This is a genomic window from Streptomyces sp. HB132 (assembly GCF_016909575.1).
Taxonomy (GTDB): Bacteria; Actinomycetota; Actinomycetes; order Streptomycetales; family Streptomycetaceae; genus Streptomyces.
On record NZ_JAFBGA010000025.1, the window covers coordinates 1 to 12,393 of the forward strand.

General features: G+C 71.0%; 9 protein-coding genes. 7 read left to right on the forward strand and 2 right to left on the reverse strand.

Annotation, left to right across the window (positions count from 1 at the left end; all coding sequences use genetic code 11):
- Positions 1-119 precede the first annotated feature (119 nt).
- Positions 120-1,388, reverse strand: a complete 1,269-nt coding sequence (locus tag JOC24_RS31680; protein WP_205023895.1) for an MFS transporter — start codon at positions 1,386-1,388, stop codon at positions 120-122.
- 269 nt (positions 1,389-1,657) lie between these two features.
- Between JOC24_RS31680 and JOC24_RS31685 the strand changes: the two genes are divergently transcribed.
- From JOC24_RS31685 to JOC24_RS31710, 6 genes are all read left to right on the forward strand, one after another.
- Complete coding sequence (locus JOC24_RS31685; protein ID WP_239581309.1) at positions 1,658-2,650, forward strand: LacI family DNA-binding transcriptional regulator; 993 nt, start codon at positions 1,658-1,660, stop codon at positions 2,648-2,650.
- Positions 2,651-3,041: 391 nt separating this feature from the next.
- The gene (locus JOC24_RS31690; protein ID WP_205023896.1) at positions 3,042-4,424 is read left to right on the forward strand and encodes an ABC transporter substrate-binding protein; all 1,383 of its coding nucleotides are present in this window, start codon (positions 3,042-3,044) and stop codon (positions 4,422-4,424) included.
- Between the two features lie 61 nt (positions 4,425-4,485).
- Positions 4,486-5,397, forward strand: a complete 912-nt coding sequence (locus JOC24_RS31695) for a carbohydrate ABC transporter permease (RefSeq protein WP_205023897.1) — start codon at positions 4,486-4,488, stop codon at positions 5,395-5,397.
- Positions 5,394-6,284 carry a carbohydrate ABC transporter permease gene (locus JOC24_RS31700; RefSeq protein ID WP_205023898.1) on the forward strand — a complete coding sequence of 297 codons (891 nt, stop codon included), beginning with the start codon at positions 5,394-5,396 and terminating at the stop codon, positions 6,282-6,284. Before JOC24_RS31695 ends, JOC24_RS31700 begins: the two co-directional genes overlap by 4 nt.
- Positions 6,285-6,292: 8 nt before the next feature.
- On the forward strand, positions 6,293-8,338 hold the full coding sequence (locus tag JOC24_RS31705; RefSeq protein WP_205023948.1) for a beta-galactosidase: 2,046 nt from the start codon (positions 6,293-6,295) through the stop codon (positions 8,336-8,338).
- A complete protein-coding gene (locus JOC24_RS31710; RefSeq protein WP_205023899.1) occupies positions 8,335-10,482 on the forward strand; it encodes an alpha-galactosidase in 2,148 nt (715 codons plus the stop codon). The genes JOC24_RS31705 and JOC24_RS31710 overlap by 4 nt, the downstream gene beginning before the upstream one ends.
- 265 nt (positions 10,483-10,747) lie before the next feature.
- On the opposite strand, the gene JOC24_RS31715 is transcribed toward JOC24_RS31710, so the two are convergent.
- Positions 10,748-11,209, reverse strand: coding sequence for a MarR family winged helix-turn-helix transcriptional regulator (locus JOC24_RS31715; RefSeq protein WP_205023900.1), 462 nt, complete (start codon positions 11,207-11,209; stop codon positions 10,748-10,750).
- A gap of 142 nt (positions 11,210-11,351) precedes the next feature.
- Between JOC24_RS31715 and gap the strand changes: the two genes are divergently transcribed.
- A complete protein-coding gene (gene gap, locus JOC24_RS31720; protein WP_205023901.1) occupies positions 11,352-12,356 on the forward strand; it encodes a type I glyceraldehyde-3-phosphate dehydrogenase in 1,005 nt (334 codons plus the stop codon).
- Positions 12,357-12,393 lie beyond the last annotated feature (37 nt).

Genomic DNA, 12,393 nt, shown 5'->3' on the forward strand with positions numbered 1-12,393 from the left:
GGGGGCGGTTTTCGGGCTGTCGGACCCCACCCCCCCCGGGGGCTGGTGTCGGCCCCCCCCGCCCGCCCCCTGCGCCCCCCCCCGCCCCCCCCCCCCCCCCCCCCCCCCCCCGAAAGACCCTAGGGCTGCGGATCGTGCGCGTCGTACCGTGCGAAGCCGCGCCAGCGCAGCCCCAGGAGGGTCACCACCAGTACGCATGCGATGCCGCCGCCGGTCACCGCCACGGCCGGTGACGTCAGGTCGGCGACGGAGCCGGCCACGAGGTCGCCGAGCCGTGGGCCGCCTGCCACGACGACGATGAACACGCCCTGCAGCCGGCCCCGCATGTCGTCCGGCACCGCCGCCTGGAGCATGGTGTTGCGGAAGACCATCGAGATCGAGTCCGCGCACCCGGCGACCGCGAGCAGCACCAGTCCCGGCCAGAGCTGCCGGGTGAGCCCGAACACGGCGATGGCCCCGCCCCAGCAGACCACGGCGATCAGCACCGCGAGTCCGTGCCGCCGGATCCGGCCCAGCCACCCGGAGAACACGCTGCCGAGCAGGGCTCCCAGCGCGATGGCGGCGACCAGGAGCCCGGTGGTCGTGGCGTCGCCGCCGAACCAGACCACCGCGACCACCGGGAAGAGGGCGCGCGGATGGGCCAGCACCATGGCACTCAGATCGGTGAAGAAGGTCATCCGCAGATTGGGCCTGGTCCCGAGGAAACGCAGCCCGTCCAGGACGGACGCCCGCCCGGCGCCCTTCTCCCCCGCCGCCCGTTCGGGCAGCATCGAGGGCAGCCGCCACATCGCGTACAGCGAGGCGGTGAAGGTGACGGCGTCGACTGCGTACGCCGCCCGGTAGCCCCACCAGCCGACGATCAGACCTCCGAGCATCGGCCCGACCAGGCTGCCGGTGGTGGACGTCATGGCGTTGAGCGCATTGGCCGCCGGCAGCTGTTCGGCCGGGAGCAGTCGCGCGATCATCGAGCTCCGGGCCGGGGAGTTGAGCGCGAAGCACACGGCCTGGAGGGCGACGACGGCGTAGAGCAGCCCCAGGTGTTCGACCCCGGCGAAGGTCACCGCGGCCAGCACCACGGAGAGCACGAACGATCCGGCCGCGCTGAGGAGCCCCAGCTTGCGCCGGTCCACGGTGTCGGCGATCGCCCCGCTGTACAGGCCGAGGAGCACCAGGGGGACGAACGAGCAGAGACCGATCAGCCCGACGGAGAACGCCGACCCGGTGATGTCGTAGACCTGGAGCGAGACGGCCAGCGCCGTCATGCCCTGCCCGATCCAGGAGACGGTGTTACCGAACCAGAGCCGCCGGTAGTCGGGGGAGGAGCGCAGCGGCGTCAGGTCGGCGAGTATGCGCGTGCGGGGTACACCTTGTTCGGCTGTTTCGGTCACACGGGATGGTAACGACCCGGCCCGAGGACGCGGGAGACGACCTCACGGCCTCACGGGCCACGGCCGTGAGGGCCTCGGGAACGAGGGTGTCGCATGACGACCGGTAGGCGTCGGGAGCGGCCACCTCGCGGTCCAGGGTCGGCGTTGTCGGACGGCGACACCTCAGGTCCCGGTCCGCCACAGCCCGGACCCTCCCCCTCGGACGGTGCGTGACCTGCGGTGTCGCGGTGTGAAGTAGGGTGACGAGCCGTACGGAGGGGGCGTCCACGTTGGCAGTTCGGGTCACCATGGCCGATGTCGCCCGAGCCGCCGGGGTGTCGACGGCGACCGTGTCCTACGTCCTCTCCGGCAAGCGAGCCGTCGCGGAGGAGACCCGGCGGGTGGTCGAGGCGGCCATCGCCCAGCTGGGATTCTCCGTCAACACGGTGGCGCGGAGCCTGCGGACCGGCCGTTCGAGCATCGTGGCGCTGATCGTGCCCGACCTGTCCAACCCCTTCTACGCCCAGCTCGCGGCCTCCCTCCAGGAAGAGCTTCGGACGCTGGGTCTCCACGTGATGGTCTGCGACACGAAGGCGGACCGGGACGAGGAGCGGGCGTACCTGCGGGAGGCCGTCCAGCAGCGGTTCGCGGGGGTCGTGATCACTCCGTTCCGGCTGGTGGCGAAGGACTTCCTGACCCTGTCGGAGGCGGGCATCCCGGCGGTCGTCAGCGCCGACCTGCCCTTCGGGGAGACGGACCTGGTGACACCGGACGCGCGGGCCGCCACGCGCGCGGCGCTGACCGCGGTGACCGAGGCGGGGCGCCGGCGCATCGCCATGATCGCGGGCCCCCGGGACGCCACCGGCGGCGACCCCCGGCTGGAACTGCTGCGAGCGCTGGCCGTCCAGTTCGGCATCACGCTCCCGGGTCGGCTGGTCGTTCGTGGCGAGCACACCCGGGAGGCGGGAGCGGCGGGCTTCGAGCACCTGATGGGGATGAAGTACCGGCCGGACGCGGTCTTCTGCGCGAACGACGCCGTCGCGATCGGCGCGATGGACAAGGCGGAGGAACTCGGCGTCGGCATCCCGGGCGATGTGGCGCTGATCGGCCATGACGACGCGTCGTTCGCCTCGTTGGTCCGTCCGCGTCTGACCACGGTCAGATACCCGGCCGCCGACGTGGGAAAGGCCGCGGCACGGCTTCTCATCGAGCGGCTCGACGGACGCGTTCCACGTAAGACCGTGCGCGTCAAGGCTGAGTTCGTCTCGCGCGGGACCGTCTGAGCCGACTCCCGCGGCACACCGGTCCGCCGCCCCTGTCCCCCGGTCTCCCGCCCCGGCCCATCCGCCCAGGCCCCGTCCGCCCACTCGCGAGCCGCACGGGGGCAGTGCTCCCCCACCCCTTTCGACGGCGGGTTCAGGGTCGCGACGAGCCCATTGCGTAATCGATTACGTCATCTTCCTCAATCGGACCGCCCCAGAGGTCGTCGGCAGCATATTCGCAGGTCAAAGAGCTTTCCAGGCCGGCGAGTCCCCCGCCTCCCCGCATCACGAAACGGCCGCATTACGTCTTGGACTTCACCAGAACTGTTGACTTTCGTTGATCTCTGTTGTGAAGGTAGCCGCCGTCGCCCTACTCGGACGTGACGCCCCCGGCTCAAAGGAGAGCAACCTCATGGCAGTTCGCAAGCGGGATTCGGTCACCCGGCGCGGTTCCGTCGTCCGGCGCGGCTTGGCCGGGAGCGTGGTTCTCACCCTCACGGCGCTGACCGCGTGCGGTGGCGGCTCGGACGACACGGACGACTCGGCCGCGAGCTCCGCCTGCGAGCCGGCCTCGGGCAAGGTCACGCTCGACTACTGGTCGTGGGTGCCCGGCATGCAGAAGGCCGTCGACGTCTGGAACAGCGAGAACCCCGACGTCCAGGTCAAGCTCAAGACGACGCCGTCCGGGAACGCCGGCACGTACCAGAACCTGTCCAACGCGCTGAAGGCGGACAAGGCACCCGACCTCGGGCAGATCGAGTACGACTCACTCGCCAGCTTCCGGCTCAAGGGCGGACTCACCGACATCGCGAAGTGCGACGGGGTCGAGGAAGCCGGCTCGAAGTTCGTCGACTGGACCTGGTCGCAGGTGGACTTCGGCGCCGGGGGCGAGGACGGCGTGTGGGCCGTGCCCCAGGACACCGGCCCGATGGCGCTCTTCTACCGCAAGGACGTCTTCGACAAGCTCGGCCTGGCCGCGCCGACGACCTGGGAGGAGTACGAGGCCGCAGCCCGGAAGATCAAGGCGGCGAAGAAGGGGCAGTACATCACCCACTTCTCGCAGACCGACCCGAACTGGTTCACCGGGCTGCTGTGGCAGAACAAGGCTCCCATGTTCGAACGCGACGCCGACAAGTGGAAGGTCACCGTCGACCGGCCCGAGAGCCGCCAGGTGGCCGACTACTGGCAGAAGCTCATCGACGACAAGCTGGTCGCCACCGACCTCCAGGGCTTCTCTCCCGCCCTGTACAAGTCGTGGAACGACGGCGAGGTCGTCACCTGGATCAGCGCGGCCTGGGGTTACAGCACCATCCGGGACAACGCCAAGGCCACCGCCGGCAAGTGGGCCGTCGCCCCCATGCCGCAGTGGGAGAAGGGCCGGCAGCAGGCGGGCAACTGGGGCGGTTCGACCACCGCCGTCCTCAAGGGGAGCGAGCACCCGGCCGAGGCCGCGAAGTTCGCGCTGTGGCTGAACACCGACGCGAAGGCGCTGGAGATCCTCAACAAGGAGGGCGGCCTCTACCCCGCTGCCCAGGCCGGTCTGGAACTGCCCGCGCTGAAGCAGCCGGTCGACTTCTACGGCAAGCAGCCGATCTTCGACGTGTTCGCGCAGGCGTCGGCGAACGTGGACACCGACTTCACCTGGGGTCCGACCATGACCGACACCTACCGCTACCTCAGCGACGGCACCGCCAGGGCCACCGGCGGCGGCAGCACGCTGGGCGACGTGCTGAAGGACACCGACGCGCAGAGCGCCGAGTCGCTGCGCAAGCAGTCGCTGGACGTGACGGACTGACACCCACGGCCGGTCTTCTCCCGCCCCGCCCCGTCGGCGGGACCCAACCCGAAAGCCACCCGTGACGACCACCCGCACCCCGGTGGCGGCGGCCTCCCGCCGCCACCGCACCCTCGCGCCGTTCGCGTTCCTCGCCCCCTTCCTGATCCCCTTCGTCCTGTTCACCCTGGTGCCGGTCGGCTACGCGTTCTGGCAGAGCCTGCACACGACCGAGCGCAAGGGCGGCACCTTCGGCCGCACGGAGACGGTCTTCGCCGGATTCCAGCAGTACGCCGACGTGATGTCCGAGCCGTTCTTCACGGACAGTCTGCTGCGCGTAGCGCTCTTCGCCCTGGTGCAGATACCCGTGATGCTGGCCCTCGCGCTGGCCCTCGCACTGCTGCTCGACTCCGCGGTGGCCCGTCTCAAGCGGTTCTTCCGCCTGGTGTACTTCGTGCCGTACGGCATCCCGGGCGTCGTGGCCGCCCTCATGTGGGCGTTCCTGTACGACCCGCGGCTGTCCCCCGTCGTCGAACTGCTCCGCTCGGTGAACGTCGACGTCGACCTCCTCGGCCCCGACGCCATCCTGTGGTCGATCGGCAACGTCGTCACCTGGACGTACACCGGCTACAACATGCTGATCATGTACGCGGCGCTGCAGGCCGTACCCGCGGACCTCGGCGAGGCCGCCCGGGTCGACGGGGCGGGAGCGTGGACGATCGCCCTGCGCATCAAGGTGCCCGTCATCCGCCCGGCGCTCGTGCTGACCGGTGTCTTCTCCCTGATCGGCACCTTCCAGCTGTTCACCGAGCCGCAGGTTTTCCGTGCCATCTCCACCAGCGTGACGAGCACGTACACACCCAATCTCGCCGCCTACTCACTCGCGGCGGGTGATCACTACAACGAGGCCGCCGCCCTGTCGGTACTCCTCGCGGTGGCCACCTTCCTGCTGTCCTTCCTGTTCCTCCGCTTCACTGCCAGGAGGCAGGGATGACCCTCCTCACCCGCACCGAGGGCGCCCACGCGCCCACTCACCCGCGTCGCGGGCCCGCCCTGTCGAGCGTGCCCGTACTCCTGTTCATGGCTCTGGTCGCCGCCTACATGCTGCTGCCCGTCTACTGGCTGCTGATCTCGGCGACCAAGAGCCAGAGCGACCTGGTCACCACGCCCGGTCTGCTTCCCGCCGACTGGCACCTGGGTGAGAACCTCACGGCGCTCCTCACCCAGCAGGACGGGGTCTACCTGCGCTGGCTCGGCAACAGCCTCGCCTACGCCGGAGCCGGCGCGGCGGTCGGCACGCTGCTCGCCGCGATGGCGGGATACGCCCTGGCCGTCTACCGGTTCAAGGGCCGGGAGGCGGTCTTCTCGGTGATCCTGGGAGGCGTCCTGGTGCCCGCCACCGCCCTCGCGCTGCCCCTGTTCCTGCTCTTCGCCGAGGTGGACGCCACCAACACCTTCTGGTCGGTCTTCCTGCCCAGCGTCGTCAGCCCGTTCGGCGTCTACCTGTCCCGGATCTTCGCCGCAGCGTCCATCCCCGACGAGGTCATCGAGGCGGCCCGCATCGACGGGGCAGGCGAGTGGACGATCTTCCGCACCATCGCGCTGCGCCTGATGTCCCCGGCCCTGGTCACCGTCTTCCTCTTCCAGTTCGTCGTGATCTGGAACAACTTCCTGCTCCCCCTGATCATGCTTCAGGACGAGCGGCTCTACCCGGTCACCCTGGGTCTGTTCACCTGGCAGTCCCAGACCAGCCGGGCGCCGGAGCTGCAGACACTGACGCTGGTCGGCGCGCTCGTCTCGGTCGTCCCCATCGTGATCACCTTCCTCCTCCTGCAGCGCTACTGGCGCGCGGGCCTGGCCGCCGGGGCGGTGAAGTCGTGAAGGACCCGATGCTCGCCCTCACGGGACGGCTCGGGGGAATCGCCTACGGGGGCGACTACAACCCCGAGCAGTGGCCCGAGGACGTCTGGCACGAGGACGTACGCCTCATGGGCGAGGCGGGGGTCAACCTCGTCACCGTCGGGGTGTTCTCCTGGTCCCGCCTCGAACCCCGCCCCGGCGTGTACGACTGGTCGCTGCTCGACACCGTCCTCGACCTGCTGCACACCGCCGGCATCGCCGTCGACCTGGCCACCCCCACCGCCGCCCCGCCGCCCTGGTTCAGCAAGGCCCACCCCGGCTCGCTCCCGCTCACCGCGTCGGGCACCCGGCTGACGCACGGCAGCAGGCAGGCGTTCTGCCCCAGCAGTCCGGACTACGCCCGGGCCGCCGACGCCATGGTGCGGGAACTGGCGAGACGGTACGCGGACCACCCCGCCGTCGTCATGTGGCACGTGCACAACGAGTGGGGCAACCACAACGCCCTCTGCTACTGCGACACGAGCGGCGCGGCCTTCCGCACCTGGCTGCGCGACCGGTACACCACGCCGGACCGGGTCAACGACGTCTGGGGGACCGACTTCTGGGGGCAGCGCTACGGCGACTGGGAGGAGATCGACCCACCCGGCGACACCACCGCCTTCCGCAACCCCGGCCAGGATCTCGACTACCGCCGCTTCTCCTCCGACGCCCTGCTCGCACGGCACCGGGCGGAGAGCGCGCTGCTGCGCGAGGCCGCCCCCGGTGTCCCGATCACGACGAACCTGCTCGGCACCCTGGAGAAGAAGGTCGACGGGCACGCCTTCGCCCGGCACTCCGACATCGTCTCCGTGGACCACTACCTGGTCGCGGCCGACCCGGGCAACCACGTCGACCTCGCCCTCAACGCCGACCTCGCGCGCGGTATGGCCGGCGGCCGCCCCTGGCTGCTCATGGAACACTCCACGTCCGCGGTCAACTGGCAGCCCGTCAACGTGCCCAAGGCGCCACGCGAGATGCGCCGCAACAGCCTGACCCACCTGGCCCGCGGCGCCGACGGCATCCTCTTCTTCCAGTGGCGGCAGTCCCGGGCGGGCGCGGAGAAGTGGCACTCCGCGATGCTTCCGCACGGCGGCACCGACACCCGCACCTGGAACGAGGTCACCGCCCTCGGCGCCGAACTCGCCGCCCTGTCCGAGGTACGCGGCACCCGCGTGCGGGCCGAGGTGGCACTGCTCTTCGACTGGCACGCCTGGTGGGCCCTGGAGCTGGAGGCCCGCCCCTCCGAACGGCTGCGGTACCTGGACACGGTCAGGGACTGGTACGGGGCCCTTTGGGACCTCGGTGTCACCTGTGACCTGGTCGCGCCCGACGCCGACCTGACCACGTACCGGGCCGTTCTCGCGCCCAGCCTGTACCTGGTGTCCGACGCGGACGCCGACGCCCTTCACGCCTACGTGCGGGGCGGAGGCCACGCCGTCCTCGGTCCCTTCAGCGGAGCCGTGGACGCCCACGACCGGGTGCGGACCGGAGGGCATCCCGGTGCGTTCCGCGACCTCCTCGGCCTGGTCGTGGACGAGTACCTCCCCCTGCGCGAGGGCGAATCGGCGCTGCTGTCGGACGGCTCCCACGCGCACCTGTGGACCGAGCGCGTCGAGGCGCGCGGCTGCTCCGCCTGGCTGCGGTTCGCGGACGGCCCCGAGGGCGGCCCGGCCCGTGGCGGCCCGGCGGTGACCCGGCACCCCTACGGCGACGGCGCCGGCTGGTACGCCGCCGCGACTCTGCCCGCGAGGTCCCTGCGCCATCTCCTCGACGCCGTGTGCCGGGAGGCCGGGGCCGCCCCGGCGGCGGCCGTACCCTCCGGGGTCGAGGCCGTACGCCGCAGCGCCGGCGACCGGTCCTACCTCTTCCTCGTCAACCACACGGACAGCGAGGTGAGCGTCCCCACCGACGGGCATACGCGGCTGGACGGCTCGGCGCTGCCGGGACACGCGAGCGTACCTGCGGGGGATGTCGTGGTCCTGCGGGAGCAGCCGGTATGTCAACGGGCACGACGACACGGGGAAGAGGACCGATGACGCACCTCGCCGAGACCGACCGCCCCTCGGGGACCGTACTCCTGCACGCGGGCGGCACCGCCTACGCGCTGCGGATCGACACGGCCGCCAACACCGTACGCCTGCTGCACTGGGGGGCGTCCCTCACGCTGGAGGACGCCCTCGCACTGGGGGAACCTGATCCGGAGGGGAGCAGCTTCCACAGTTCGCTCGACGGTACGGAAGAGCTGGCCGTCGACGGTCAGGTCCGCTTCGCACCGCCCGCCCTGGACGTACGCTACGCGGACGGCACCAGCGCGACCGAGCCCGTCGTGGACGGCTACGACCTCCGGGAGGACGGTGCCGGCGCCGAGCTGTCGGTGCGCCTCCACGACGCCGGCCGCGCCCTCGCCTGGCACCTGCACTACCGGGTGCGCAAGGACTGCCCCGTGATCGAACGCTGGACCGTGCTGCGGCACTCCGGGGCACGCGGGGATGCGCCGCTGTCGCTGCTCCGGCACTCGGCCGCGCAGTGGAACCTGCCCGTCCTCCGCGCGTACCGGATGAGCTCCGTCCACGGGCAGTGGTCGGGCGAGTTCCAGCTGCGGCGGACGCCGCTCGCCGTCGGCGAGACGACCCTCACCAGCAGGCGGGGCCACACCGGCCACCAGAGCAACCCCTGGCTGGCCCTCGACGCCGGGGACGCGACCGAGGAGAGCGGCGAGGTGTGGACCCTCGCCCTCGCCACTGCGGGCAGCTGGCGCATGACGGCCGTACGGTCCGCCGAGGGCAGGTGCAGCGTGCTGGGCGGCAGCGGTCACGAGGGGGTGGAGATCGCCCTCGCACCGGGCGAGACCTGGGTCACCCCCGTCAGCACCGGGCAGTACACGCCCGGCGGATTCGGTGAGGCCTCCAGGGCCTCCCACTCCTACATCCGGGACCACGTCCTGCCCGCGCCGGGGGAACCACGGCCGGTGCTCTACAACTCCTGGGAGGCGACGGCCTTCGACGTCACCTTCGACGGACAGCGGGAACTGGCCGAGCTGGCCGCGCGCGCCGGAGCCGAACTCTTCGTCGTCGACGACGGCTGGTTCGGAGCCCGTGACAGCGATCGGGCGGGCCTCGGCGACTGGGTCGCCCGGCCGGCCGCCTTCCCCGAGGGGCTCCGCCCGCTCTCCGACCATGTCCACGGGCTCGGCATGCGGTTCGGCCTGTGGGTCGAACCGGAGATGGTCAACCCGGACAGCGACCTGTTCCGCGAACATCCGCACTGGGTCCTGCACCTGCCCGACCGCACGGCGCACCCTCTGCGGAACCAGCTGGTGCTCGACTTCTCGCGGCCCGAGGTGACCGACTGGGCGCTCGGCTGGCTGCTCCGCACGGTCGACGCATACGGTGTGGACTTCCTCAAGTGGGACTTCAACCGGTCCTTCACGGAGGCGGGTTCCACCGGCTGCCGCCCTGACGGTCGCAGGGTCTTCGTCGAGCACGCCCTCGGGACCCACCGCGTTCTCGACCGGCTGCGCGCCGCACGGCCCGCCCTGCGCCTCGAAACCTGCTCGGGCGGCGGCGGAAGGGTGGACCTGGCGAGCCTGGCCCGTACCGACCAGGCGTGGACTTCGGACAACACGGACGCGGTCGACCGGCTGGACATCCAGTACGGCTTCTCCCAGCTCTACCCCGCCCAGGTGATGGGCGCCTGGGTCACCGACAGCCCGAACCCGTACACCCGGCGGGCCGTGCCCCTGCGGTTCCGCCTGCACAGCGCGATGGCCGGGGCACTCGGCATCGGCGGAGACCTGACGCGCTGGACGGAGGCGGAACTGCACGAGGCGGCTGCCTACGTCGCCCGCTACAAGGATGTGCGGTCCACGATCCAGAGCGGCGACCTGTACCGCCTGGGCTCCCCCGGGAACGGCTCCCACGCCGTGCAGTACGTGGCACGCGACGGCGGCGAGTGCGTGGTCCTCCAGTGGCGGGCGGGGCCGGCGGAACGCGCGGCGGTACCCCGGCTGCGACTGCGCGGGCTCGATCCGGAGGCGGTGTACGGCATCGACGACGACAGCGGGGTGCCGACGGCCGGGACCGAGCTCAGCGGCGCCGCACTGGCCGCCCACGGAGTGCCGGCGGCGCTGCCGCCCGGGGCCTACGCGAGCCGGATGCTGACGCTGCGCCGGGTGGGGTGAGCTGCCGTACCGCGTCGGCACGGAACGTACGGTGGGCCGGTGACGCACCCGGTGGCCATCGAGGTGACGCAGTCCGGCCCCCGCCTGCCGGGTCGGCCATGACCGTGAGGGGGAGGGCCACTTGGTCACCCTCCTCGCTCATGTCGCCGACGCGGCCCCACCCTTGGCCACGACTTTGCCCTCCCGCCGTCGAGCCCATCGGGAACAGCCCCCGTCGCGCGGAGCTGGAACACCGAGCCCTTCCCGGTGGGAGGACGGACGAGCCCTACCTCCCTGCCTCGGCCCCGAGTTCCGCCAGACGGGTCAGGGCGGGCAGAGCCGCGGCGATCGCCTGTCGTTCCGCGGGCGCCAGCCGGTCGATCAGCGGGATCAGGTAACGGCCCCGGTCCTCGTGCCGGGCCTGGCCGATCCTTCGGCCGCTGTCGGTGATGTGGACGAGGACGGCGCGCCCGTCCGCCGGGTCGGGGCGGCGCTCCACGAGACCGTCGCGCTCGAGCCGGGTGACCAGCTGAGTGAGTCCTGGCTGGCTGATCTGCTCGGTGCTGACGAGCGCGGTCAGCCGCTTCGGACCGCTGAAGGCCAGCGTGTCCAGCACGGACAGTGTGGTGAACGACAGCTTCTGCACCGCGGGAAGCCGGATGTAGTAACGGTTGAAGTTCTCGATCGCCCTGGTGAGATCGCCGACATCCAAGTCGGTGTTGCTGTCGCCACGCTGAGTAGAAGTCACCCTGGAAATCTATCGCAGACTTATATAAGCTCCTGATCGATCGCGTGCCGGCGCCTCGTCCAGGCGCACGGTCCGCATCGCACCTCGGCGCAACGGCGCGTCAACGGACTTGTTCGCAGAGCGCTAGGTGAGGAGCACACCAATGACTGTGCGCATCGGCATCAACGGCTTCGGACGCATCGGCCGCAACGTCTTCCGTGCGGCTGCCGCACGGGGTTCGGAGCTGGAGATCGTCGCCGTCAACGACCTCGGCGACGTGCCCACGATGGCCCACCTGCTCGCCTACGACTCGATCCTGGGGCGCTTCCCGGAGGAGATCACCGCCGAGCCGGGCGCGATCCGCGTGGGTGACCGGACGATCAAGGTCCTCGCCGAGCGTGACCCCGCCGCCCTGCCGTGGGGCGACCTGGGCGTGGACATCGTGATCGAGTCCACCGGCATCTTCACAGACGCCGCGAGGGCGCGCGCACACGTCGACGGCGGAGCCAAGAAGGTCGTCATCGCCGCTCCGGCCAGCGGTGAGGACATCACGGTGGTGATGGGCGTCAACGACGGTGACTACGACCCCGAGCACCACACCATCATCTCCAACGCCTCCTGCACCACCAACTGCCTCGCCGTTCTGGCCAAGGTGCTGCACGACGCCGTCGGCATCGACACCGGCATGATGACCACGGTCCACGCATACACCCAGGACCAGAACCTCCAGGACGCCCCGCACAAGGACCTGCGCCGGGCAAGGGCCGCGGGCCTGAACATCGTGCCCACCTCCAGCGGCGCCGCCAAGGCCATCGGCCTCGTCCTGCCGGAACTCGACGGCCGGATGGACGCCTTCGCCCTGCGGGTCCCCGTCCCCACCGGTTCGGTCACCGACCTCACGGTCACCACCCGCCGCGGCACCACCGTGGACGAGGTGAACGAGGCGTTCGCAGCGGCGGCCTCGGGGCCGTACAAGGGACTGCTGTCCTACGTGGACGCGCCGTTGGTCAGCACCGACATCGTGGGCGACCCGGCCTCCTGCGTCTTCGACGCCGGGCTCACCCGGATGTCGGGCTCGCAGGTCAAGGTCGTCGGCTGGTACGACAACGAGTGGGGCTACTCCAACCGCCTCATCGACCTGTCACTGCTCATCGGGTCGTCCTTGTAGTCACTCGCCGGCCCGGCGTCTGCACCACCCGCACGTC